At 68.7% G+C, this 25095-nt stretch carries 18 protein-coding genes and 3 pseudogenes; 4 read left to right on the top strand and 17 right to left on the bottom strand.

The features are described 5' to 3' along the window. Window positions 1–151 precede the first annotated feature (151 nt). The gene (locus UAA55_RS25630; protein WP_322956328.1) at window positions 152–1207 is read right to left on the bottom strand and encodes a 2OG-Fe(II) oxygenase family protein; all 1056 of its coding nucleotides are present in this window, start codon (window positions 1205–1207) and stop codon (window positions 152–154) included. Between the two features lie 134 nt (window positions 1208–1341). Then, window positions 1342–1980 (bottom strand): TetR/AcrR family transcriptional regulator, encoded by a 639-nt coding sequence (locus tag UAA55_RS25635; protein WP_322956329.1) that lies wholly within the window; start codon window positions 1978–1980, stop codon window positions 1342–1344. 112 nt (window positions 1981–2092) lie between these two features. Here UAA55_RS25635 and UAA55_RS25640 point away from each other — a divergent pair, with 112 nt between their 5' ends. Beyond that, complete coding sequence (locus tag UAA55_RS25640) at window positions 2093–2734, top strand: YbhB/YbcL family Raf kinase inhibitor-like protein (RefSeq protein WP_322956330.1); 642 nt, start codon at window positions 2093–2095, stop codon at window positions 2732–2734. A gap of 29 nt (window positions 2735–2763) precedes the next feature. On the opposite strand, the gene UAA55_RS25645 is transcribed toward UAA55_RS25640, so the two are convergent. Then, window positions 2764–4059, bottom strand: a complete 1296-nt coding sequence (locus tag UAA55_RS25645; RefSeq protein WP_322956331.1) for a hypothetical protein — start codon at window positions 4057–4059, stop codon at window positions 2764–2766. Between the two features lie 155 nt (window positions 4060–4214). Further along, window positions 4215–6554: an ATP-dependent helicase gene (locus UAA55_RS25650; RefSeq protein WP_416235244.1), complete on the bottom strand. Its 2340-nt coding sequence runs from the start codon at window positions 6552–6554 to the stop codon at window positions 4215–4217. A gap of 323 nt (window positions 6555–6877) precedes the next feature. Between UAA55_RS25650 and UAA55_RS25655 the strand changes: the two genes are divergently transcribed. Next, the gene (locus UAA55_RS25655; RefSeq protein ID WP_322956332.1) at window positions 6878–7234 is read left to right on the top strand and encodes a hypothetical protein; all 357 of its coding nucleotides are present in this window, start codon (window positions 6878–6880) and stop codon (window positions 7232–7234) included. A gap of 146 nt (window positions 7235–7380) precedes the next feature. On the opposite strand, the gene UAA55_RS25660 is transcribed toward UAA55_RS25655, so the two are convergent. The 6 genes and pseudogenes from UAA55_RS25660 to UAA55_RS25685 all read right to left on the bottom strand — a co-directional run bounded on the left by UAA55_RS25660 (window position 7381) and on the right by UAA55_RS25685 (window position 15393). Beyond that, a complete protein-coding gene (locus tag UAA55_RS25660) occupies window positions 7381–8427 on the bottom strand; it encodes a GGDEF domain-containing protein (RefSeq protein WP_322956334.1) in 1047 nt (348 codons plus the stop codon). 344 nt (window positions 8428–8771) lie between these two features. Further along, entirely contained in the window at window positions 8772–9119 is a 348-nt protein-coding gene (locus UAA55_RS25665; protein WP_004273812.1) for a methyl-accepting chemotaxis protein, read from the bottom strand. Between the two features lie 266 nt (window positions 9120–9385). Beyond that, window positions 9386–10963, bottom strand: coding sequence for a phosphoglycerate dehydrogenase (gene serA / locus UAA55_RS25670; protein ID WP_322956335.1), 1578 nt, complete (start codon window positions 10961–10963; stop codon window positions 9386–9388). A 111-nt stretch (window positions 10964–11074) separates the two neighbouring features. Beyond that, window positions 11075–12243, bottom strand: a pseudogene (locus UAA55_RS25675) (phosphoserine transaminase). 236 nt (window positions 12244–12479) lie between these two features. Further along, window positions 12480–14186 (bottom strand): hypothetical protein, encoded by a 1707-nt coding sequence (locus UAA55_RS25680; RefSeq protein WP_322956336.1) that lies wholly within the window; start codon window positions 14184–14186, stop codon window positions 12480–12482. A gap of 400 nt (window positions 14187–14586) precedes the next feature. Beyond that, window positions 14587–15393, bottom strand: coding sequence for a PhzF family phenazine biosynthesis protein (locus UAA55_RS25685; RefSeq protein WP_322956338.1), 807 nt, complete (start codon window positions 15391–15393; stop codon window positions 14587–14589). Window positions 15394–15517: 124 nt separating this feature from the next. Here UAA55_RS25685 and UAA55_RS31400 point away from each other — a divergent pair. Together UAA55_RS31400 and UAA55_RS25690 are read left to right on the top strand one after the other, a co-directional pair. Beyond that, a pseudogene (locus tag UAA55_RS31400) lies at window positions 15518–15721 on the top strand (GntR family transcriptional regulator); the annotation flags it as partial. A gap of 38 nt (window positions 15722–15759) precedes the next feature. Further along, a complete protein-coding gene (locus UAA55_RS25690; protein WP_322956339.1) occupies window positions 15760–16914 on the top strand; it encodes an aminotransferase-like domain-containing protein in 1155 nt (384 codons plus the stop codon). Here the strand turns inward: UAA55_RS25690 and thiD are convergent. The 7 genes and pseudogenes from thiD to ybgF form a co-directional block, all read right to left on the bottom strand. Then, window positions 16898–17710, bottom strand: coding sequence for a bifunctional hydroxymethylpyrimidine kinase/phosphomethylpyrimidine kinase (thiD, locus tag UAA55_RS25695; protein ID WP_322956340.1), 813 nt, complete (start codon window positions 17708–17710; stop codon window positions 16898–16900). The two genes, UAA55_RS25690 and thiD, sit on opposite strands and share 17 nt — an antisense overlap. A 4-nt stretch (window positions 17711–17714) precedes the next feature. Beyond that, complete coding sequence (glmM, locus tag UAA55_RS25700) at window positions 17715–19094, bottom strand: phosphoglucosamine mutase (RefSeq protein WP_322956341.1); 1380 nt, start codon at window positions 19092–19094, stop codon at window positions 17715–17717. Between the two features lie 25 nt (window positions 19095–19119). Further along, on the bottom strand, window positions 19120–19653 hold the full coding sequence (folP, locus tag UAA55_RS25705) for a dihydropteroate synthase (RefSeq protein WP_322956342.1): 534 nt from the start codon (window positions 19651–19653) through the stop codon (window positions 19120–19122). Next, window positions 19542–20215: pseudogene (locus UAA55_RS31405) on the bottom strand (dihydropteroate synthase). Before UAA55_RS31405 ends, folP begins: the two are co-directional and overlap by 112 nt. A 166-nt stretch (window positions 20216–20381) precedes the next feature. Next, window positions 20382–22322: an ATP-dependent zinc metalloprotease FtsH gene (gene ftsH, locus UAA55_RS25715; RefSeq protein WP_322956343.1), complete on the bottom strand. Its 1941-nt coding sequence runs from the start codon at window positions 22320–22322 to the stop codon at window positions 20382–20384. Between the two features lie 130 nt (window positions 22323–22452). Then, entirely contained in the window at window positions 22453–23838 is a 1386-nt protein-coding gene (gene tilS, locus UAA55_RS25720; protein ID WP_322956344.1) for a tRNA lysidine(34) synthetase TilS, read from the bottom strand. A gap of 73 nt (window positions 23839–23911) precedes the next feature. Then, a complete protein-coding gene (gene ybgF / locus UAA55_RS25725) occupies window positions 23912–24934 on the bottom strand; it encodes a tol-pal system protein YbgF (protein ID WP_322956345.1) in 1023 nt (340 codons plus the stop codon). Between the last annotated feature and the right edge of the window lie 161 nt (window positions 24935–25095).

Here is a 25095-nt window from a genome sequence, read left to right on the forward strand (position 1 = left end):
CGCGGCGGTTTGTAACCCGCGCGTAACCGCACGGCCCCGTCTCCTTGAACACCCCCTGGTACCTGTCCATGCGCCTGTACCGCCAGTCGGCGCCAGGCGACTGGCCCGCCGTGAGAGTGCCGCTGGACACGCCTTAGTCTGTGGGCCCCATTCAGTCGCCGGGTGGGGTATCGGCCTGGGCCGCCCACTCCCGGTACTCGCGCTGCTGCCTCTCCCCCGCCTCATCGAACAGGAAGGGCAGATAGGCGTAGCGGCGGCCCTGGGTGACGGGCAGGGCCTCATGCAGCAGGCTGCAGGAAAAGACCACGGCACCGCCGGTGGGGGCGCGGTAGGTGCGGGGACCGAATTCGGGGAAGCGCAATTCCCCGCCTTCATAGTCTTCCGTGTTCAGGTTCAGGGTGACGGCGAAGCGGCGGTGGGCCGTACCGGCGGAGGTGTTGTCACGATGCGGCCGGAAGTAGCCGCCCTCCTCCGCGTCATAACAGGCCACGACATGGCGCTCCATGCGCGTGGCCTCGAAGGCGAAGGCCTGGCGCACCTGGGGCAGCAGGCGGCGCGCGATACGCTGGGTCGCGGCCTGGCACAGCGCCTCCTCCTTCATGAAATAGTCGCGGCGGCGCTTGCGCGTATAGTCGTAAACCCCCACCAGCCGGCCGTCGACCTCATTCATCACCCCGGAATCCAGGCCGCCGTGATGCTGATGCAGGGCGATCAGCAGGCGGCAGAAGTCCGGCTCGAACACCCGGGGCACCACCAGCACGGGCGCCTGCACCTCCATGCCGCTGTGCAGGGCCGGAGGCGGCAGGGCCACCACCGCCGCCATCACCCGTTCCGCCTCGGCCGCGGGTGCCGCCATCAACACCCGCAAGGTGGGATCCAGCAGCAGCCAGAAGCCGGTATGGCCGCCCCCCGCGTCGACGGCGCCATAGCCCCGGCTGAGGCTGGCGTCATAGTCCAGGAAATAGCGGATGCCGGGCAGTTGCGGCGTGACGCGGCCGGCGGCATCGTCACCGGCGTCGGTGGTGACACCGAAGAAGCACACCCGGTCGTCATCGAACAGGGCGCGGTTCGCGGCCACGGCGCGCAACATGTCCGCCCCCGCCCCTTCCCCAGCCGACGCGAAGAAGCCCAGCAGCACATGGCGGCCAGCCACGGTGTCCAGCGCGAAGCGCGGGTGGGTATGGGTGGGGCCGTTGAACCACGGCACGGGCTCGCCACAAGCGAACCGCTCCCAAGGACCTGTTGCCGACATCGCTGACCTGACTTCTAACCGCGCCTCGTGATGGCCACCATAGTAGCAACCCGCCCCCTGGCCGCCAGGGGGCGTTATGGCCCCCCAAATCAGCCTGCCGTCACCGCCACCGCCAGATAGGCCCCCAGCACCAGGCGCATCTCCGCGATCAAGGCTGCCGCCTCCCCCTCCTGCGCCAATTCCGGGATGGCCTTCATCAGATGCAGCAGCATGACGGACACGATGGCGGCCCGGTCGGCCGACAGCGACGGGGCGTGGGCCGACAGCACGCCGGCGAGGCGGCCGCGGATGACCCCGCGCAGATATTGCCGCCGGTTGTCGCCGTCCACCCGGGCGTCCATCAGCACCTTCAGCGCCGTGCGCTCGCTTTTCAGCGCCATCATGAGGTCCAGCAACGCGTCGGCCAGTTCGCCCGCCGTCAGGTCCCGCGCCTGGGCGGCGATGGCGTCCAGCCCCGCCCCCGCCCGCTCGCCATAGCGGCGCAGCAGCGCCTCGGCCAGCGCCTCCTTGGATGGGAAGAAACGGTAGAGGGAGCCGATGGCCGTGTTGGACCGCGATGCGATTTCCGTCATCGTGGCGGCATCGTAGCCCTTTTCCGCGAATACCAGGGTGGCCGCGTCCAGCAAGGCGGCCACGCGCTGCCGTCCGCGCGCCCGTTTGGGCGCCCGCCCCGTGCCGGAATCCGAATTGGCCGCGAGATCGGTCGCTGTTGACTTTTGCGAGGCCATCCTCAACTATCCATTATGCGAGACCATCCTCGCATAACACGGGCCGCCGCCGCCGTCACCTCCTCACCTGGGCGCCACGCCGAGCCCACCACCCTGAAACGGGAGGAACCGCATGAGGACCACCCTGGACAGCGGCCTGCCACCTTTTCCCCTGGAACGCGGCCTCGGCGCCCAGCCGGCCTCCCCCAGAGGCCACTGGCTGGGCCGTCTGTTGCGCGGCCTGCGCGCCGGCGACGTCCGCCTGGTCATCAATCATCCGCTGGTCAAGGACGCGCCGGCCAGCCTGCGTCTGGGCAGCCCTGCCTTCGCCGACGGCGGCGCCATCCCACGCCACCATGCCGGCAGCGGCGTGGGCGACAACCTGTCGCCGGCGCTCACCTGGATGGGCGTGCCCGCCGGCACGGCGGCCCTGGCCCTGGTGATGCAGGACCCGGACGCGCCCTTGCCACGGCCGGCGACCCACCTGCTGGCCACCGCCATCGCGCCCCGGCGCAAAAGTTTCGAGGAGGGGGAGCTGTGCCCCCAGGTGGGCAACGGCGTCACCCTGGGCCGGGGTCTGTTCGGGCGCGTCGGCTACGCCGGCCCGCGCCCGGTGCGGGGTCACGGCCCGCACCGCTACGTTTTCCAACTGCTGGCCCTGGAACACCCGCTGGCCCTGCCGGATCTGCCCAGCCTGGCCGACCTGCTGGCGGCCCTGACACCCCAGACCGTGCTGGCCTGGGGCGCCCTGACAGGCGTCTACGAACGGATGTAGTCCCCGGGTCGCCGGAACCGCTTGGGGCATCAGCGCTTGGTCAGGTCCATGGTCCAGCCGGGCGACGCCTCAGGGAATTTGATCGTCGTGCCTGGGGGCGCCGCTTCGAAATCCCGCACCGCTTGCCGGTAGGCCTCGTGCACGTCTTGTTTGGGTTGGTAGAGCCAGTCACGGCAAACACCGATCAAGCACAGGGGAAGCAGAAGCAGCGCGACCCAACGCAACCACGTGCCCCCCTGGGCAGCCAACACCACCAGCCCGGTGAACCACACCATCATCGGCAAGAAGAAATAACGGCCGTAAATACCGGGCAGGTCCATCATTCCCCACTGCTCGACGCCCGAAGGCCCCACCGGCGCGACCAAGCCTGCCGCCAGCGTGAGCACGCCGAACGCCAGGAACTGGCGGAACACGGCCGGTCCCCGCCGGAAAGCCATCGCGAGCATCGCCAGGGCCAGCGGCACGACCACCCAGGCCACCACGGATTGCCGCCAGAGCGGCAGGTCCCGCAAATCCCAAATGGTCCGGGCGCCCAAGATCCCAGCGAGGAAAAGCTGATCGGCCAGCATCCGCGCCAAGCGGGTGAAGCCGACGCCCAAGGGCAAGGTCTCCCGCGCGACGGTCAGCAGGCCCCACACGACGTAAACCACCTGGACCAGGGCCACCGCGCACACCAACGCGGCCTTCAGCCGTTCTTCCCGGCGCCGATCCGCCGGCGGGCGCAAACCCCGCCATAGGGCCACCGGCGCCAGGAAGATGGAAAACGGCCCGGTCAACGCTGAAACCATCAATCCGGTATAATGGGCCGCCCGGCCCAGCCATCCAGCCGGCGGGGTCAACACCAGCAGCAGGAACAGCACCAGAGACAGATGCCATTGCGTATTGGTGAGGTTGAGGTGGATCTCCTGCGAATTCGGTATCCCGACATAAAACAGGATCAGCGCCGCCCGTGCCCAAGGTGAGGGGACGATCTCCGCCCCGCGATGGAGAAGCACGGCCACCGGCAGCATCTGCGCGATCGCGCCCCCCACCAGGAACCAACCGGGCAGCCATGCCAGCGGCAGGGCCAGCCCCAGCATGGCGATCAGGTGCTGGTAGAGGTTCTGGTAGCCGGCATGGGGCATGAACAGGGCCGCGAGGCCATGATCATAGACGTCCTTGAACCACACCATCCCATCTTCCGCCCACAAGGCGGGATGGACCACCCAGGACCGGTCGCGTGTCAGCATCGCCGCGGTCAACACCAGCAGCACCAGCGCGTCCCGCAACCAGGACCGGTCGGCGGCCGGCGTCCCGTCGGCCCGAATGCTCTGAACGATGGTCATCGCCCCACCTGAAACGTGAGGCGCCAAACTAGAGCAGATCGCGTGAGGACGGAATCACCTTGGAGCGTGACTCCCCTCGCCCCAAACCGAACTTCCAATTCGGCGCAGTCCGCTCCCGTGAAACGCCCCCGCGGCGAAAGCCTGGCGCCGCCGCCTTACCCCGCCTGGTCCGCCGGCACGACGAAGCTGTCCATGACCTTCTTCGTGCCGGAATGCTCGAAGTAGATCTCCAGCTTGTCGTTCTCCACCGCCTTGACCACGCCATAGCCGAACTTCTGGTGGAAGACGCGGGCCCCGGGGCGGAAGGGGGCGTCGGGGCGGGCGCGCGGGGTGACGTCCAACGCCGTGCCCTCGATCAGGCGGCTGGTGCGGTTGCCGGCGGGCGCCTGGCGTCCCATGCGGTTGAAGCTGTCGCTGAAACTGTCGCTGCGGGCCCCCCAGGACGACCCGCCCCGGCCATAGCCGCCATCGCCACCAGCCATCCCTTGCCCCCAATGGCCTGAGGTCAGGCCGGGATCGTTCTCCACCGCGATGTGCTCATCGGGCAGTTCCCCGATGAAGCGTGACGGCAGGCTGGTGGACCAAGTGCCGTGGATGCGGCGGTTGGCGGCATGGCTGATGTAGACGCGCTTGCGGCCCCGGGTGATGCCGACATAGGCCAGGCGCCGTTCCTCCTCCAACCCCGCGATGCCGTTCTCATCCAGGGTGCGTTGGCTGGGGAACACGCCCTCCTCCCAGCCGGGCAGGAAGACCACGTCGAACTCCAGGCCCTTGGCGCCATGTAGGGTCATGAGCGAGACCTGGGCTGAATCCACCGTCTCGGCGTTCTCCGTCACCAGGCTGACGTGCTCCAGGAAGCCCAGCAGGTTTTCGAACTCGCCCATGGCGTTGACGAGTTCCTTCAGGTTTTCCAGGCGACCCGGCGCCTCGGGCGTCTTGTCCTCCTGCCACATGCGGGTGTAGCCGCTTTCGTCCAGGATGGACTGGGCCAGGTCGGTGTGGCGCACCGTCTCGATCTGGGACCGCCAGCGGGCGAAATCCTCCACCAGGCCGCGCAGGGTGGACCGCACCTTGGGCTTCAGCTCATCCGTCCCGGTCAGGCGCCAGGTGGCCTCCAGCAGCGGCACGCCCAGCACCCGGCTGGTCTGGTACAGCTGCTGGATGGTGGCGGGGCCGATGCCGCGCTTGGGCGTGTTGATGATGCGCTCGAACGCCAGATCGTCCGCTGGCTGGGCCACCACGCGCAGGTAGGCCATGGCGTCGCGGATTTCCAGGCGCTCGTAGAAGCGCTGGCCGCCCACCACGCGGTAGGGCAGCCCCAGGGTGATGAAGCGCTCCTCGAACTCGCGGGTCTGGAAGCCGGCGCGCACCAGCACGGCCATCTGGTCCAGGCCCATGCCCTTGCGCTGCAGGTTCTCCACCTCGTCGCCCACCCAGCGGGCCTCGCTGTCGGCGTCCCACAGGCCGCGCAGGCGCACCTTCTCCCCGCCCTCGGCCTCGGTCCACAGGGTCTTGCCCAAGCGGCCCTGGTTGTGCGCGATGACGCCGGCGGCGGCGCCCAGGATATGGCCGGTGGAGCGGTAGTTCTGTTCCAGGCGGATGACCTTGGCGCCGGGGAAGTCCTGCTCGAACCGCAGGATGTTGCCCACCTCCGCCCCGCGCCAGCCGTAGATGGACTGGTCGTCGTCGCCGACGCAGCAGATGTTGTGATGCCCCTGGGCCAGCAGGCGCAGCCACAGGTACTGCGCCACGTTGGTGTCCTGGTACTCGTCCACCAGGATGTAGCGGAAGCGGCGGTGATAATCCGCCAGCACGTCCGAATGGGCCTGGAACAGGGTGATGTTGTGCATCAGGAGGTCGCCGAAGTCGCAGGCGTTCAGCGTGCGCAGGCGTTCCTGGTACTGGCGGTAGAGCGTCAGCACCTTGCCGCCGGCGGCCTCGCCCGCGTCCTCCGGACGCAGGCGGTCGGGCGGCAGGGCACGGTCCTTCCACCGCTCGATGACCGACAGCAGCAGGCGGGCGGGCCATTTTTTGCTGTCCACCCCCTCCGCCTCCATCAGCTGCTTCAGCAGGCGCAGCTGGTCGTCGGTGTCCAGGATGGTGAAGCTGGAGGTCAGGCCCACCAGCTCGGCATGGCGACGCAGGATGCGCGCGGCCAGGGCGTGGAAGGTGCCCATCCACCAGCCCTCGGTATCCGTACCCATCAGGGCGCCCACGCGCTCCCGCATTTCGCGCGCCGCCTTGTTGGTGAAGGTGACGGCCAGGATGTTCCAGGGGCTGACGCGCCGGGTCATCAGCAGATGGGCCAGGCGGGTGGTCAGGGCCCGGGTTTTCCCCGTGCCGGCGCCGGCCAGCACCAGGACGGGACCATCCAGCGATTCCACCGCCTCACGCTGCGCCGGGTTGAGCGCGTCGAGATAGGCCGGCGACCATCCTGCGGGCCCCGTGGGCGGCATGGGGGGCGGCGGAGCCGGCGCGGGACGCGGCGCCATCATGGGCGCGGCGGCAGGCGGCACCGGCTCCGCCTTCTGCGGTTCGGCGGGCTTGGGGGCGGGCGGGTCCAGACGGGAAAACAGATCGGTCATGATGGGAACATATATAGCACAAGGCCCCTTTCGTCTGCCCCCGCGATGGCCTTTTACCCGCCCTCCCCGTTCCGCCTCCCCTTTCGCCAGAGGCGCCCCTCCCCTAAAGGCCGGGCACCTATCCCGTTGCACAAGAGGTTCATATGGTGGAAAGATAATGATCAACGTGATGAAGCCGTTCGCATGGTTCCACGCCCCTCTGGGCGGCGGCCGGCGAAGCGGGGAGTGAACCGATGAACCTGCGCTTGAACGACACCAAGACGCTGCAAGCGATTGGCATCCTGGCTGATGTCCTGGATGACCTGTCCGGACCGGAGCGGCTGGAATGCCTGATGGCGGCCAACGCCCTGCGCCAGGTTCTGGAAACCCGGTCGGAGAACGCGCTGGTCTTCGCCCGCGAGGCATTTGAGTCGCTGGAGCCGGACGTGCGGCACCAGATCCACACCGACGCCACCGAGGCCGCCATCAAGGTGGTGGCCGCCGCCCGCGCCCAGGGCACCCTGCGCGCCAGCCGCGACCGCAAGTCCACCGGCAGCCCCTTCCTGGACGCCATCAACGCCGGCGGCATGAAGACCGAGCGCAAGTGGTGAGGCGCTGAAGGCATCTTCACCCTCCCCATTGGCTTGTAAAAACTAGGTCGCGACTGCGGCGGCCGCAGATTTCCGGGAAGCGTCAGCGGACTGGAAATCGAGGATGAGGCAAGCGGGCGGATGCCCGCGCCCGCCGTTTGGGGGACTCAAACAAAAGCCGCTTCGGTTTCCACATGGGCGCGAACCTGGTTGCGACCTTCGTGCTTAGCCACATACAGCGCCTCGTCCGCCCGCTGGACGAAACGGCCTAGCAACTCGCCGGGCTCATATAGCGCCACCCCCACCGACAGGGTGATGTTGCCGATGGCGGCGCCCGAGGTGCGCTTGACGATGCGGCGGTTGGCGATGGTGGCCCGCGTCTTCTCGGCGAAAGCCAGCGCCTCGTCCAACGAGCTTTCCGGCATGATGATGGCGAATTCCTCACCGCCGAAACGGGCGGCGGTATCGCGGCCGCGCACCGAGTCCTTCAGGGTGCGTCCCACCAGCTTCAGGACCTGGTCGCCCACGACATGGCCGTGGTTGTCATTGAATTTCTTAAAGAAATCGATGTCGATCATCAGCAGGCACAAAGGCCGGCCATCTTCCATCGCGGTGGCGGCGGCCTCACGCAGGGCCTGATCGAACTGCTTGCGGTTGGCCAAGTCGGTCAGCGCGTCCGTCATGGCCTCGCGCCGCACCGTGTCCAGATCGCGACGCATGGTTTCCAGCTGCTGCGCGCTGTCGCTCAACTGGGTCTGCAGGAACTGGTTGCGCACGGCCACGCGCTGGGCCTGTTCCGTCATGGCTCGGATGACGCCGCGCAACTGGTCCAGGGTATCCGACAGGTCGACCTGACCCTGGAACACCTTGAGCGCCGCACCGAAATTGCCCACGTCGTTGCCGGCCGAGGCCACGGCGCCAGTGACGCCGGCCAGGGCCTCCGTCAACTTGACGCCGATCTCCTGGATGGCCTGAATCTCGTCATCGGCGGCGAAGAACTTGTGATAGAGGTCGGCGCAGCGCGCCTCGGAAAACGGCAGGCCGTTGCTGGCGATGATGTCCACCGCCCGGGTCAGGTCGGGATAGCGGCCGCTGTAATAGGCGTACCAGACGGTGAAGTTGTGCGGATGCGGCGCCACCGCCTCGGCGCGCATGCGCTCCATCGCCCGTTGGGCAAGGTGGCCGGCAGCCTGGGATCCTTCCGCGAACAGCACGTGCTCTCCCTACGCCATCTGGTCCGGGGCGGGTTCCACGGCCCGGTCTTGCGCATTGAGCGGCATTCGGCTCCCTACCCTTATGGGTGGGCTTTTCCAGGCGACCGCCCGCCGCCCCTACCCCGTAAGAATAAGTCACAAAACGGCGAAGATGGAAACGAGGGAAAATCGGAAAGAGTTCCCTTATCCGAAATTGTTCGTTGTCCTCATAGCTGTCCCCAAAAAGGGGCACGCTCGAAAAAGCGTGTGTCGGGGCACAAAGAAACAGGCCCGCGCCTGAGGTGCCTCCCCCGCGCGGGCCACGAATACAGAGGCGACTCTTGAAGAGGCGCCCGCCAACCTTATCAGGCGGAGGTGATCGCCCGCTCGACCAGTTGGCCCAAGTGCTGGGTGCGCTTGGTCAGGCTCTGCAGCACGGCGGAGATTTCCGCGGTGGCGGCGGCGGTCTGGCCCGACAGGTTCTTCACTTCGCCGGCGACGACCGCGAAGCCCTTGCCGGCCTCGCCCGCGCGGGCGGCTTCAATGGTGGCGTTCAGGGCCAGCAGGTTGGTCTGCTTGGCGATGGCGTCAATCTGCTGGGCGACGGTGCCCACCTTTTCGATCTCGGCGCGCAGGCCTTCCAGTTCCCGGCTGATTTCCTGGAGGGCGGAGGACAACTCGGTCTTCGACAGACTGGTGGGCGTGGAGCTCATCGATGGCACCTGAGGTTGATTGGGTGTCGCTGGATGGTGGGCCGGAATGGTGGCCGGGTGTCCCCTGCCGGGACGGCCAACCCGGTGCTTTCTAATACCACAGAAGAACAGGGGTCGTGACGCACAAAATCGGCTCTTGCGTATATGGCTGGATTTATTTGGTTCGTTTTCGAAATGATATCGGCGCGCAGCGGTGAAGCATTAGAAAAGCCGCCCCAGGCTGGTCCCGGGGCGGCTTCGCTCACCACGAAAATGTAACGTCAGGTTCAGAAGCGCAGGGCTTTGGCGCGAACCACGCTGGGCAGGCCCTGGATACGTTCCAACAGCCCGTCCTTCACCTCCTGGTCGACCGACACCAGGGCGATGGCGTTGGCCCCCGCCTCGGTGCGGCCCAGGTGGAAGGTGGCGATGTTCACGCCGGCATCGCCCAGGGTGGTGCCCAGCTTGCCGATGAAGCCGGGCTTGTCCTCGTTGCGGATGAACAGCATGTGCTCGCTCAGCTCCGCCTCGATCGGCACCTCCTCGATCTGCACGATGCGGGGCTTCTCGCCGCCGAACAGGGTGCCGGCCACGGTGCGGGTGGCCCGCTCGGTCTGCACCACCACGCGGATCAGGGTCTGGTAGTCGGCGGCGTCATCGCGCTTGGTCTCCGCCACCTTGATATCCCGCTCGCGGGCGATGACGGGGGCGTTGACCATGTTGACCGAGGCCAGCAGGGGCGACAGCAGGCCCATGAGGACGATGGCGGTCAGCGGACGGGTGTTCAGGTCCGCGACCTGGCCCTCATACTCCACCGTCACCGACTTCAGGCCGGTCTCGGTGATCTGGCCGGCGAAGCCGCCCAGCTGCTCGGCCAGCTTCATGTAGGGCTTCAGCTTGGGCGCGTCCTCGGCCGAGACCGAGGGCATGTTCAGCGCGTTGACCACGGCGCCGGTGACCAGGAAGTCGGACATCTGCTCGGCCACCTGCAGGGCGACGTTCTCCTGCGCCTCTGTGGTGGAGGCGCCCAGGTGCGGCGTGCAGATGATCTTCTCATTGCCGAACAGGATGCTTTCCTTGGCCGGCTCTTCCGCGAACACGTCCAGCGCGGCACCGGCGACATGGCCGCTGTCCAGCGCCGCCTTCAGGTCGGCCTCGACGATCAGGCCGCCGCGGGCGCAGTTGATGATGCGCACGCCCGGCTTGGTCTTGGCCAGGGCCTTGGCGTCCAGGACGTTGCGGGTGGCGTCGGTCAGCGGCGTGTGCAGGGTGATGAAGTCGGCGCGGCGCAGCAGCTCGTCCAGTTCCACCTTCTCCACGCCCAGATCCTGGGCGCGCTCGGCCGACAGGAAGGGGTCGAAGGCGACGACGCGCATCTTCAGCCCCACGGCCCGGTCGGCGACGATGGAGCCGATGTTGCCGCAGCCGATGACGCCCAGGGTCTTGCCGTACAGCTCGACGCCCATGAAGCGGTTCTTTTCCCACTTGCCGGCATGGGTGGAAGTGTTGGCGGCCGGGATCTCACGGGCCAGCGCGAACATCATGGCGATGGCGTGTTCGGCCGTGGTGATGGAATTGCCGAACGGGGTGTTCATGACCACCACGCCGCTGGCGGTCGCGGCGGGCACGTCCACATTGTCGACACCGATGCCGGCGCGGCCGACCACCTTCAGGTTGGTGGCGACGGCCAGGACTTCCTTGGTGACCTTGGTCGACGAGCGGATGGCCAGGCCATCATACTTGCCGATGATGGCCTTCAGCTCATCCGGCTTCAGGCCGGTGATGACGTCGACCTCGACGCCGCGCTCCTTGAAAATCTCGACGGCGCGGGGGCTCAGGCTGTCCGAAATGAGAACCTTGGGCATGGCTCTGCGATCCTTCTAGAGGATGGGCCGGCGCCGCCGCTGGAAAAAGTCCAGCTGTGGGGCGGCGCCTGGCCGTATGTCAGGAATAGGCGTGTAAGACGCTGAGGCGGCTCAGGCGATCAGCTCGGCCGCGACCGTGGCGTAGGCCCAGTCGATCCAGGGCAGCAGGGCCTGGATGTCCGACCGCTCCACCGTGGCGCCGCCCCAAATGCGCAGGCCCGGGGGGCGTCGCGGTAGGCGCCGGCGTCCAGCGCCACGCCTTCCTTTTCCAGCAGGGCGGCGACCTTCTTCGCCACCTCGGCCTGCACTTCCGCCGTCTGGGTCGCCAGTTTCGGGTCGGCGAACTTCAGGCAGATGGAGGTGCAGGAGCGGGTGGCGGGCACCTCGGCCAGGAAGGCCGCGGTGGTGCCGGCGGCGACCCAGTCGGCCACGGCCGCCAGGTTGCTTTCGGACCGTTCGATCAAGCCCTTCAGGCCACCCACGGACTCGGCCCAGCGCAGGCCGTCCAGGGCATCTTCCACCGCCAGCATGGATGGGGTGTTGATGGTCTCGCCCTTGAAGATGCCTTCGACGATCTTGCCGTCCTTGGTCATGCGGAAGATTTTGGGCAGCGGCCAGGCCGGCTTGTAGCTTTCCAGGCGGGCGACGGCGCGGGGGCTCAGCACCAGCATGCCGTGCGCGGCCTCGCCACCCAGCACCTTCTGCCAGGACCAGGTGACCACATCCAGCTTGTCCCAGGGCAGGTCCATGGCGAACGCGGCGGAGGTCGCGTCGCAGATGGCCAGGCCTTCGCGGTCGGCGGCGATCCACTCACCGTCCGGCACGCGCACGCCGGAAGTGGTGCCGTTCCAGGTGAAGACCACGTCGTTCTTGAAATCGACCTGCGCCAGGTCGGGCAGCTTGCCGTAGCCGGCGGTGAAGGTGCGCGCGTCGGCCAGCTTTAGCTGCTTCACGACGTCGGTCACCCAATCCTTGCCGAAGCTTTCCCAGGCGACCATGTCGACGCCACGGGCGCCCAGCAGGGACCACAGGGCCATTTCCACGGCGCCGGTGTCGGAGGCCGGGACGATACCGATGCGGTAGTCGGCCGGGATGTTCAGCAGGGCGCGGCTGCGGTCAATGACCTCCTGCAGCTTGGCCTTGCCGGGCTTGGACCGGTGCGAGCGCCCCACCAGGGCGCCCTTCAAGGCTTCCAGCGTCCAACCCGGACGCTTGGCGCAAGGACCAGAGGAGAAATTCGGATTCGACGGCCGGCTCTCGGGCTTCGGCGGTACGGTCATGATGCTATTCCTTGCAGAATAGTTGCGCCTCGTTGGGGAGGCGTGTCCCGCCGCGGACCTTATGGGCGCCGGGCAAGAACGTCAATCATGACGACATGGCGGCGACACATTGCTGCCATGCCAGAACGCGTCACGAAACATCCTTTCGGACAGTGCGCCGATCCATCACCGGCATGAGCTGCGCTCAGGCCGCCGTGGGACGCGATGGCGACCACCGGAGATTGAGGGATAAGAAATCAGGCCGCCGCGTGGGGGATCAGGGCCGGGGGAACCAAACGGCTCGCGGCCAAATTCTCACACAGCTTGAAATAGTTGTCCCGCCGCTCCGTCGCGCTCTCGAATCGCTCCAGGTAGTTCAGGATGAACTCCGGACGGCGCAAGGCCGTGGTCAGCGTCTCGCTGGCGAAGGTGCGGGCCCTGCCCTCGGGCAGCCCGCCGCAGGTGTTGATCAGGGCCAGCATGCGGTCGGCGAAGCCCATGGCCTGGTTGCCGACGATCTCCGTCCGCACCGTCTCGAACAGGGCGCTGTCCAGGATGTCCAGCATCTCACGCTTGGGACCGTCGGGCAGGCCGGCGTTCTGGATGCGGTCGAACAGCTCGCTCAGCGGCTGGATGATGTCCATGCGCCGATTCTGGCAGCCCATGTCCCAGACGATGTCGTCCGGCACGATGAGGGAGCGCAGATAGGGCGCCAACTTGGCCTTGGCCTGGCGGCCCGGCGCCATGTTCACCAGGCTCAGGATCAGGTTGATCTTGGAATAAGTGCCGCGGGCCAGGGCCATCACGTCCGACATGCCTTCCGGCTGGATCAGCTTGTCGGCGCGCAGCGCGATGGCTTCCTGGATTTCCTCGTCATTCACCAGGTTGGGCGCCGTGACCTTCAGGTGGTCCTGGATGCGCACCAGGGCGCGCAGCTCATCCTGGATGTTGCGCTCGCCATGGAAGGGCAGGCGGGCATGCAGGTGGCGCAGCAGGCCCAGGCGCAGTTCCGCCAGCGTGCGGGGCAGGACGCCCTGGGCCAGCAGTTCCGACAGGGTGATGACACCCGGCAAATGGCTGCCGGCGTCGTCCATCTGCACCTTGCCCAGCTTGCCGACGTAGAGGTTGATGGCGTTCAGCACTAGCTCGATGCGGTCGGCCTCCTTCCCCACCAGCTCACGCAGGGCCAGGGAGGAACCCATGATCTCGGCGGCGATGCTGTCGATGATGCGCATCTCGCGCACCGTCAGCTCGGGGCTGAACAGGCGGAACAGCCGGTCCAGCTTTTCCATCCAGGTCTTGCAGCCGGCCAGGTAGGCGGCGGTGGCGCGGTAGAGGCCGGGGATGGGGTCGGCCCCGCCGGCGGCCAGCTTGTCCGACAACGCCTTCAGGCCGCCTGGCGCCAGCGGCGGCACGGGATTGCCCTTGGCCTTGGCTTGCAGACGGCTGAGGCCGTCGTCCACCATGGCCATCAGTTCCTTCATGCGCGACACGGCGCTCTGCTGGCTGCCACGCACCTGCTGGCTGGCCAGGCGCTGCAGCGCGCCCTGGACCAGGGTGCCGGCGTTGTCCAGCGCCCGGGCCGCCGCCTCGTAATACAGCACCTCCAGCGGTGTCACCCGGACATCATCCAGATAGCGGGCGAACAGGCCGCGGATGACCTGGCGCTGGACGTCGCCGGTGAAATCCTCAGCCTTGTCGCACCAGGAGGCGTCACGGCCGGGGTTGGCGATCTGCAGCGGATCGGTTTCGGACACCCCCGGGCGCAGGCGCTTGCGCACGGTGATGTGGCTCTTGAAATCGTGGTCCAGATAATCGCGGCGGCGAACGATGCGCACGCCATCGACCTCCTTGCGGTCGACCAGCAGGGCGGCCGCCGGCTCGATCTGCCGCAGGTCAGGCCCTTCCTTGACCAGAAGCCACTGGTCATTGTGCAGGCTGTGCAGCTCGAACGCGGTTTTCACCGCTCCGACCAGTTGCTGTTGCCTCTCCACCGGGACCCTGGCTCCAACGAATAGCTCGGCGCGGCCGTATGATTAATACAGCTTAAACGCCTGAGTTTATGAATGCGTCGCGTATCATCCCGCATCCACGGGGCCGGGTAAACGGCTATGTCCGCAACCACCCCTTCCGTAACTGGCATGCCAGCGAAAACGGCGGCATTTCGCACCCCGTGGTCGGGCTTACCTGGAGCGGAAGGGTCAAACCGCTGGTTGGGGGCAGACCAACCATCGCCATACCCCTTCCGACTCCAAAGCGTTCGGCATCCTCCTCAAAAGGGAGGTGCGTGATCAATCGGCTGAACGGCATAGACCGGTGGCGCGCCAAGTGGGAAACGGCGTGCGGGGAACAGCGCCGCAGTCGTCAGACGTGGATGTGCCCTTCCAGGAACAGCACCGCGTCGCCGCCGATGCGCACGCGCTCGCCCTCCAGCCGGCAGGTCAGTTCCCCGCCCCGCCGCGACACCTGACGGGCCGACAGCCGGTCGGTGCCCAAGTGCCGCGCCCAATAGGGGATGAGGGTGCAGTGGGCGGAACCCGTCACCGGATCCTCCGGCACCCCCTTCGCCGGCGCGAAGAAGCGGGAAACGAAGTCCACACCCGGCTCATCCCCGGGCGCGGTGACGATCACGGCGAAGCGGTCGATGCCCATCAGGCCCGCCATGTCCGGCGTCAGGGCCCGAACGGCGGCGGCATCGTCGTAGACGACCAGATAGTCGCGGGCCGCCAGGATGGTGGTCGGGGCCGGGCCGCCCAGAGCCGCCGCCAGTCCCCCGTGCACCCGTTCCGGCTCTTGCGGCGGGCGGGCGGGAAAATCCAGGGTCAGCTTCCCCTCCTCCCGCGCCACGGTCAGCAGGCCGGCCCTCTGGGTGCGGAACGCCACCCGCTCCGTCCCAGGATACAGGATGTTCATCATCAAATGGGCGGTGGCCAGCGTGGCATGGCCGCACAAGTCCACCTCCACCGCCGGGGTGAACCAGCGCAGGCCCCAGGCGCCCTTATCTTCCGGGCCGGGCGGCACGAAGAAGGCGGTTTCCGACAGATTGTTCTCCATGGCGATGGCCTGCAGCACCGTGTCCGGCAGCCAGGCGTCCAGCGGCACCACGGCGGCGGGGTTGCCGCCGAACACGGCGCTGGTGAAGGCATCGATCTGATAGATGGGCAGGCGCATGGCGGGAACCTTCTCCGGCAGGTGGCAATGACATTGTCGCCGCATGAAGGCGGATGACAATGGGGACAATTCCGGAATAAAACAGGGACATGCCTCCTTCAATGCCGATATTGTCGCCATGACAATGACCGAAAAACAGCCGCACTGGCTGCCCGACATCACCCAGCGCCCGGGCCCCCGCTACCGCGCCATCGCGGCCGCCCTGCAGGACGACATCGGCAGCGGCGCCCTGCCCATCGGCGCCAAGCTGCCCACCCACCGCGATCTCGCCTGGCGCCTGGGCGTCACCGTTGGCACCGTCACCCGCGCCTATGCGGAAGCCGAGCGCAGCGGCCTGATCGGGGGGAGGTCGGACGCGGCACCTTCGTGCGCGACCCCCGGCCGGCGGAGGCGCCGGTGGACAACACCGGCATCATCGACCTGTCGGTCAACGCCCTGGCCCAGCACACCAATGAGGAACGGCTGCGCCAGGCCCTGCTGGGCTTGGCGGCACGTAACGACTTGTCGGGCCTGATGCGCTATCCGCCCGTGAACGGCAGCGCGCGCCACCGCCAGGCGGGGGCCGCGTGGATCGCCCAGACCACCCGCCTGGCCGTCGATCCGGCCCTGGTCCTGCCCACGGCCGGCGGGCAGAACGCCATGCACCTGGCGTTGGCCGCCGTGACCCGGCCCGGCGGCAGCCTGTTGGTGGAGCAGTTGTCCTACCCGGCGGTGAAGCCGCTGGCGGGGCTGCTGGACCTGCGGCTGGTGCCGGTGGCCATGGATGGCGAGGGCCTGGTGCCCGACGCGCTGGAGCAGGCGGCGCGCGCCCATGGCGCCCATGCCCTGTACTGCATGCCCCGGCTGCACAACCCCACGACGGTGACGCAGGGGCTCGAGCGCCGCCAGGCGGTCATGGCGGCCTGCCGACGGGCGGGTATCCTGGTGGTGGAGGACGATGTCTATGGTTTCCTGGCGGACGATCCAGGCCCCCCGCCCCTGGCGGCGCTGGAACCGGAGCGGGTGCTGTTCCTGACCAGCCTGTCGAAGAACCTGATGCCGGGCCTGCGCACCGGCTTCCTGCTGTGCCCACCGCCGCTGATGGACCGGGTGCGCACCCTGCTGCGCGCCACGCTGCTGGGTGTCAACCCTTTGGGTGCCGAACTGGCGGCGGAGTTCATCCTGTCCGGCGCGGCCCTGGAGAGCGCCAGCCAGCGCCGCGCCCTGGTGGCGGAGCGCCAGGCCCAGGCCCGCCGCCTGCTGCCCGGTGCCGCCTCCGACCCCGCCTGCCCGCATCTGTGGCTGCCCCTGCCCGAACCCTGGCGGCGCGAGGATTTCGCCCGCGCGCTGCTGAGCCGGGGTGTGCGCGTCACGCCGGCCGACGCCTTCGCCGTGGCCCGGGGGACACGCCCCACGCCGTGCGCGTCTGCATCGGCGGGGTGGAGCGGGTGGATGTGCTGGAACAGGGGCTGCGCACCCTGGCGGGCCTGCTCGCCGAACCCGCCGCCATGGGGGAGAGTTTTGTCTAGGGAAACGGCCTGACCGTATGCGTGTGGTTCAGCGGGCCGTGGCCCCTGCCGAAGCCGGGGGCGGTGCGGATGGCCTCCTGCACATAGGCGTGCGCCCGGGCCACCGCGCCGGGTGCATCCAGGCCCTGGGCCAGACCGCAGGCGATGGCCGACGCCAGGGTGCAGCCGGTGCCATGGGTGTGCACGCTATCGACACGGGGAGCGCTGTAGCTGTGTTCCCCGCCCCGGGTCACGAGCAGATCGGTCACCACCGGGCCGGCGCGATGCCCGCCCTTGACCAGCACGGCGCGGGCGCCGAAATCCAACAGGCGGTCGGCCGCGCGGCGCATGCCGTCCAGGCTGTCCCCCTCGAAACTTTCAAGAGGCAGGCCCGTCAGGGCGGCGGCCTCCACCGTGTTGGGGGTCAGCAGCGTGGTGATGGGCAGCAGATGCTCGATGGCCACCGACAGGGCGCGATCCTCCAGCAGGCGCTGACCGCCCTTGGCCGCCATGACCGGGTCGACCACCAGGGCGGGCACGCCCACCTCGCTCAGCACCTCGGCCACCGTCTCGATCACCTCGGCGGAGGCCAGCATGCCGGTCTTGACCGCGTCGACGCCGATGTCGGCCAGGCACAAGCGCATCTGCAGGGCGATGAAGTCCGGCGGGACGGACATGACCGCCTGGACGCCATGGGTGTCTTGCGCCGTCAGGGCCGTCACCGCCGTCATGGCGTAGCCGTCCAGCGCCGTCACCGCCTTGATGTCCGCCTGGATGCCGGCGCCGCCACCGCTGTCGGATCCGGCGACGATCAGGACGCGGCCGCGCATGGGCTTATTCCGCGACCTTGGAGGCCGGCGCAGGGGCGACGTCCCTGATGGCGGCGACGATGTCGTCCACCACCGCGGTCACCAGGCCCTGGTCATCGCCCTCAGCCATGACACGAATCAGCGGCTCGGTGCCCGACTTGCGGATCAGCACCCGACCGGTGGCGCCCAGCCGTGCCTCGCCCGCGCGGATCGCATCCTGCACCCTGGATGCGGCCAGGGGCGTGGACCCGCCCGCCGGTTCGAAGCGCACGTTCTTCAGCACCTGGGGCAGCGCCTGGAAGACCCGCAGCACGTCCGACGCCGGCTTGCCCGACTGCTGGATGACGGCCAGCACCTGCAAGGCCGCCACCAGGCCATCGCCCGTGGTGCCGTGGTCGGACAGGACGATATGGCCGGATTGTTCGCCACCGATATTGAAGCCATGCTCGCGCATGTGCTCCACGACGTAGCGGTCCCCCACCGGCGTACGGGCCAAGCTCAGGCCCCGGCCCTTCAGGTGCAGTTCCAGGCCCAGGTTGGACATGACGGTGGCCACCACGCCGCCGCCGCGCAGGGTGCCGGCATCGGCGCTGGCGCAGCCGATCAGGGCCATGACCTGGTCGCCGTCGATCTGCGCGCCCGTCTCATCCGCCAGGATCAGGCGGTCGGCGTCGCCATCCAAGGCGATGCCCAGATGGGCGCCATGGGCCACCACGGCGTCGCGCATGGCCTTGGGCGCCGTGGCGCCGCAGTCCTTGTTGATGTTGAAGCCGTCCGGCGCCACGGCCACCGGGATGACCTCGGCCCCCAGTTCCCACAGCACCTTGGGCGCCACCTTGTAGGCGGCGCCGTTGGCGCAATCGACCACGATCTTCAGTCCGTCCAGGCGCAGGCCGCGCGGAAAAGTGGCCTTCGCCTGCTCGATATAGCGGCCGATGGCGTCGTCCAGGCGCTGGGCGCGACCCAGGTCCTTGGCACCGGCCAGATCCCCGGCGAAGCCTTCCACCATACGCGCCTCGATGGCGGCCTCCACCTCGTCGGACAGCTTGTAGCCATCCGGGCCGAACAGCTTGATGCCGTTGTCGTAATAAGGATTGTGGGAGGCGGAGATCATGACGCCCATGTCGGCGCGCAGCGACCGCGTCAGCATGGCCACCGCCGGCGTGGGCATGGGGCCCACCAGCGTCACGTCCATGCCCATGGAGACGAAGCCGGCCACCAGCGCCGGTTCCAGCATATAGCCCGACAGGCGAGTGTCCTTGCCGATGACCACCAGGTGGCGGTGGTTGCCGCGGCGGAACTGCAGGGCGGCCGCCATGGCCACCTTCAGGGCCGTCTCCGCCGTCATGGGCTCGGTGTTGGCCGTGCCCCGGATGCCGTCGGTACCAAAGAGTTTACGCGCCATCGTCTTTCACGCCGCCGTCAAAAGTCTAAACATTGTGGCCATGCAGCGCCTGCCACAGGGCCCGCGCCTGCACCGTCTCCGCCACATCGTGCACCCGCAGGATATGCGCGCCCCGGTCCAGGCAGGCAAGACCGCCGGCCAGCGATCCGGCCATCCGGTCCTTCGGCGCTTCCCCCCGCGACAGGGCGGCCAGGAATTGCTTGCGCGAGAGGCCCACCAGCAGGGCGCAGCCGGTGCCATGATACAGCGCCGTGTGGCGCAGAATGTCCAGATTATGCTCCGCCGTCTTGCCGAAGCCGATGCCGGGATCGACGGCGATGCGGTCGCGCGGGATGCCGGCCGCGACACACGCCTCCACCCGCGCCAGCAGGTAATCCATCACATCCAGGGCGGCATCGGCGTAGCGCGGCGCCAGCTGCATGGTGCGGGGGTCGCCCCGCATGTGCATCAGCACCACGGGACAGCCGCGCGCCGCCACCAGGGCCAGGCTGTCGGGATCACCCTCCAGCGCGCTGATGTCATTGATGATGCGGGCGCCGGCATCCAGCGCCGCCGCCATGACCCGGGCATGGCGGGTATCGACGGAGATGACCGCCCCCCCGCCGCCAGCGCCTGGATGACGGGCACGACGCGCGCGACCTCTTCCTCCGGCGAGACCGGAGTCGCCCCCGGGCGGGTGCTCTCCCCCCGATGTCCAAGATGTCAGCGCCCGCTTCCATCAGGGCCCGGCCATGGGCGATGGCGGCATCGGCGGCGACGAAATCGCCGCCGTCGGAGAAGCTGTCGGGCGTGACGTTGACGATGCCCATGACCAGCGGGCGGGCAAGCTCAAGGCCCGCGAAGGCCGGGCGGGGTGCGGACAAGGTGGCCAGGCGCCGCTGCACCTCCGCCACCAGCCCCATACCTTCCGCCCAAGCCAGAAGACCGGGCCCATCCAGGATACCGCGTACCACCTGCCCCTCCCGCCGCACCGCCACCTCCACCCCGGTATAGGCCAGGGCCGTCCCTGCCAGCGGACGGCCGGCGGCGGCATGGGGACCGGACAGCAGGCTCACGGGCGTCAGGTACAGATCGCGCGAAGCGATGGGACCGGTGGGCAAATGGGAAGGATGGGAGTGCATGGGGCAATCGCGTGCGGTCTCGCGGAAATGAGCGATCCTAGTCCCCTGCTCGCGTCCCCGTCACCCACCCTGGCGGCAGCCCTGCCCCACGGCGGGTCGCCTCCGGAAAGCAAAACCCCCGGCGCCTGGGGGCGACCGGGGGTCTGGCGAAGGATTCAGGCCTGGATCAGGTTCCGGGCTGCGGCTCCGGCGAGAAAGGACCGGGCTCCGCGCTGGTGGCGCCACCAGTGGTCGGCACCGATGTACGGCGGCCAACGCCGCGCGGCGGCACCTTGGGCGGCTCCGTCGATTCGGGACGCACGATGCTCTCGCCCCGGAGCAGGGCCCGGACCTCGTCACCCGACAGCGTCTCGTATTCCAGCAGGGCGTTGGAAACGTTGTGCAGGTCGTCCATGTGCTCCGTCAGGATGCGACGGGCATGGCCCTCGGCCTCCTCGATGATGCGGCGGATTTCCTCATCGATCAGCTGGGAGGTGGCCTCGGAGATGTTCTGCTGCTGGGTCACGGAATGGCCCAGGAACACTTCCTGCTCATTGGCGTTGTAGCGCACCCGGCCCAGCCGCGCGCTCATGCCGAACTCCGTCACCATGCGGCGGGCCATGTTGGTGGCCTGCTGGATGTCGTTGCCGGCGCCGGTCGTCACCTGCTCCGCCCCGAAGATCAGCTCTTCCGCCACGCGGCCGCCGAACATCATGGCCAGCTTGGATTCCAGCTCGATCTTGGAATAGGCGTACTTGTCCCGCTCAGGCAGGCTCATGGTCACGCCCAGGGCGCGGCCGCGCGGCACGATGGTGACCTTATGCAGCGGGTCGCTTTCCGGCATGAACAGGCCCACCAGGGCGTGACCGGCCTCGTGATAGGCGGTCAGCTTCTTTTCCCGGTCGGTCATGACCATGGACCGGCGCTCCGCGCCCATCATGACCTTGTCCTTGGCGGCCTCGAACTCACCCATGCCCACCACGCGGCGGCCGGCGCGCGCGGCCAGCAGGGCCGCCTCGTTCACCAGGTTGGACAGGTCGGCGCCGGAGAAGCCGGGGGTGCCACGGGCGATGGTACGGGCGTCCACGTCGGGGGCCAGCGGCACCTTGCGCATGTGGACCTTCAGGATCTTCTCACGGCCCTGCACGTCGGGGTTGGGCACCACCACCTGGCGGTCGAAGCGGCCGGGGCGTAGCAGGGCCGGGTCCAGCACGTCGGGGCGGTTGGTGGCGGCGATGAGGATGACGCCCTCGTTCGCCTCGAAGCCATCCATCTCGACCAGTAGTTGGTTCAGGGTTTGCTCACGCTCGTCGTTGCCGCCGCCCAGGCCGGCGCCACGGTGGCGGCCGACGGCGTCGATCTCGTCGATGAAGATGATGCAGGGGGCGTTCTTCTTGCCCTGTTCGAACATGTCGCGCACACGGGACGCGCCCACGCCGACGAACATTTCCACGAAGTCGGAGCCGGAGATGGTGAAGAAGGGCACGTTGGCCTCACCCGCGACGGCGCGGGCCGTCAGCGTCTTGCCGGTGCCCGGCGGGCCCACCAGCAGCACGCCCTTCGGAATCTTGCCGCCCAGCCGCTGGAACTTCTGCGGGTCCTTCAGGAACTCCACGATCTCTTCCAGTTCCTGCTTGGCCTCGTCGATGCCGGCCACGTCGTCGAAGGTGACGCGGCCCACCTTCTCGGTCAGCAGACGGGCGCGGCTCTTGCCGAAGCCCATGGCCTTGCCGCCGCCGGACTGCATCTGGCGCATGAAGAAGATCCACACGCCGATCAAGACCAGCATGGGCAGCCAGGAGATGATGATGCTGAACAGCGTCGGGTTGCCGCTGTCGTCCGGCACCGCGGTGATCTTCACGTTCTTGTCGGCCAGACGGGTCACCAGGTTGCTTTCCGGGGGCACGTAGGTCGAGAAGGTACGGTTGTCGCGGTAATGGCCGGTGACCTGCGGCCCCTTGATCGTCACGTCGGCGACGGTGCCGCGATCAACCTCTTCCAGCAGTTCGCTGAAGGGGATGCTGGCCTGCGTCGTCCGGTTGGTGGAAGTCTGGAAAAGGTTGAACAGAACGAACAGCAGGACGCCGATAAAAGCCCACAGCGCCAAATTTTTACCGAAGTTGTTCACGTCTCTCAGCCTTTCCTCGACCAACCGCGCCCTGCCACCCGGCCCGCATGGCCGGTTTCAATGGCGGGGGTCGCAGCCCACCCGGCGGATTTCGCACATCTCACACGGAGATCCACCGGGACCGTTTCCATTAGATAATGACGCGGGCGTCAGAGACAACTGCCATCACGTCTAGACCACCTTCCGTAGGCGGCAAAAACGGGGGAGGCGCCAGGGGCGACAGCGGGTGGAACGCCAGACGGGGCAAGGCGCCCACCCCCGCCGTGGTGTTCCCAGATGCCGAAAGCGGCCCCACGCCCCAGCCGAGATGTGGCACCGCCAGCAAGGTCGCGCCCCGCCACAGGGCCGGCAGGGTGGGCCACACCGCCTTGGGAATCCGGGTGAGCGCCGGCAGTTCCAGGGTCGCCAGCCGGCGGGCGTCGGTGACCCCCAGGGCGCCCATGGTCAGGTCATCTGCGGCATGGGCGCCCGCCTGGAAACGTCCGTCCCAGCGCCCCCCCGCCGGGGTCAGCGGCACCGGTGGCGCCATGCGTCCCGCCTGACGCAACAACAACAGGCGGCGGCCGTCCCCCGCACCCGCCAGCCGCCGCGCCTGGGCGCCGGCCAGGGTCAGCGCCAAGGCGCCAGCCTCGGGTGCCCACAAGCCGGGCAAAGCCGCCAGCAGACGCTCCGCCCCCTGCGTCGGCGGCAGATAGGGCTGCCCGCCCACGGCCGCCGCCAGGCCGGCCAGCAGGCGCAAGGCCACGGGCCTGGGCAGCGTCCACAGGGCGTCCGCATCCACGACGGCATAGCCTTCGGGCGCCAGCAGCACATGGCGGGCCACGGCATCGGCCAGGCCGAACTCCAGCGCCGCTCGCGCGCGGCCGGCCTGCGCCGCCTGGGCCAGCAGATCGCCCAACGGCACGCCCTGGCGCCGCAGCCGGCCCCGGGCATAGCGCTCCATGAGGTTGGAAGGGTCGTCGATCCAGGGCTGGCCGAAAGCCCGGCAGGTCGCGCCAAGGTCGGCGCGGCTGACGGTCAGCAGGGGGCGCAGCAGGCGCACATCGGCCAGGGCGCGGGCGGCGGCCATCCCGGCCAGGCCCTCCACCCCGCTGCCACCGGCCTGGCGCAGGGCCACGGTCTCGGCCTGGTCTTCCCGGTGGTGGGCCAGGCACAGGTGCAGGATGCCGCGTGCCCGGCAGGCGGCGGTCAGCAGGTCGTAGCGCGCCTGGCGCGCCGCCGCCTGCAGGCCGGTCGCGGGCTTGGCGCCCCCCCAGGTGAGGATGGTGTGGAAAATGCCGCGATCGGCCAGCCAGCGGCCGACCCGCGCCGCCTCCGCCGCCGACTCCGGCCGCAGGGCGTGATCGACGGTCAGGGCCTCGACCCGGCCGCCACGGGCGCGCGCCCAGCGGTCGGCCAGCAGGGTCAGCGCCAAACTGTCGCGGCCGCCGGAGACGCCGACGGCCAGGGTGGGGGCGGTCTCAAACGGGCCCAGCGGCGCCAAAAGGCGGGCAAACCGGGCGTCGTCGATCGCCATACCTCGCGACTCGCCTGGCTCCATGAATGGTGTGGGGGACGCCCGGCCGTCGCCCATGGCGCCCCCCATCCCGCTACTTGCAGCCCAGGCGGTTCTTCTGGTCCTCGCCCCGGCGCTTCAGCGTGGGGGCGGCGTCCTTGTCGGCATCCAGCTGCTTCAGCACCACACAGGCGCTGGCCTTGTCGCCCAGGCCGTCCAGGGACAGGGCCAGCTTCAGCAGATAGTCCGCGCCCTTGTTGCTCTTCGGGTACTTCTTGTAGCCGTCACCGAAGGCCACCGCGGCGGACTTGTAGTTGCCCCGCATGTAGAAGGTCTCCCCCAGCCAGTACTGGGCGTTGGAGGCCAGCGGGCTATCGGGGTTCTGCTTCAGGAACTGGGTGAAGGCCTTTTCCGCATTGGGCGCGTCGCCCTGGCGCAGCAGGTTGAAGGCGTAATCGTACTGCTCTTGCGCCGGGCCGGCCGGCAGGGTGCCGGCGGAGTCGGCCGGGGCCGGGGCCGGGGCCGGGGCGCCGCCCTTGTTCCCGCCCGGCGGTGGCACCGGGCCGGAATCGGTGCCCGGAAGCGGCGGCTTGCCCCCGCCCCGCACATCGGGCGGCGGGGCGCCGGCATCGCCGCCGCCGCTGGCCGCGGCGCCCAGGCCGATGCCGGCCTTGTCCTCCAGCTTCTGCAGGCGCAGGTCGATGTCGGCCGACAGCTTGTCCAACCGGTCCTTGATCTGGCTGACTTGGTAGGCCAACTCCTCATACTTGCCGGTCTGCTGCTGCGTCTGGGTCTCCATCTGCAGCTTGAGCACCTCGATCTCGCCGGCCGCGGCCGAGCCGCCGCCGGGCGTGCCGGTCATGGGGCCCGAAGGCTTCACGCCGTTGCGGTAGACGTCGCGCGACAAGGTCTGCACGTCCGTCTCCAGCCGGGACAGGCGGTTCAACAGGTCCTGCATATCGCGGCTTTGCGCCCGGGCCGGACCTGAGGTCAGCAGCGGGGCGGCGACCAGGGCGGCGAAGCCCAGCACGGCGGTGCGGCGCAGCGCGATCCGCCACCAGCGGCTGCCGCGGATTTGCGGACGGGGGGAAATCGGGGACGACAGCGACGGCGTCATGGATCGGTTCCGGGGAAGGATCAGCGGGGAACGGGCGACAAGCTTGGCAAGGGCTAGGCGGCCCGCCAAGCGCGACCTTAGCGCGGGCCCCGCCCGCCCGGAAGAGGCGTCCGGGGGCCGCGCTACCTCAAAAGCAGTATTGCTCTGCCCAAAGGTAATAT

The sequence above is a fragment of the Nitrospirillum guanabarense genome (genome assembly GCF_034653355.1).
GTDB lineage: Bacteria > Pseudomonadota > Alphaproteobacteria > Azospirillales > Azospirillaceae > Nitrospirillum.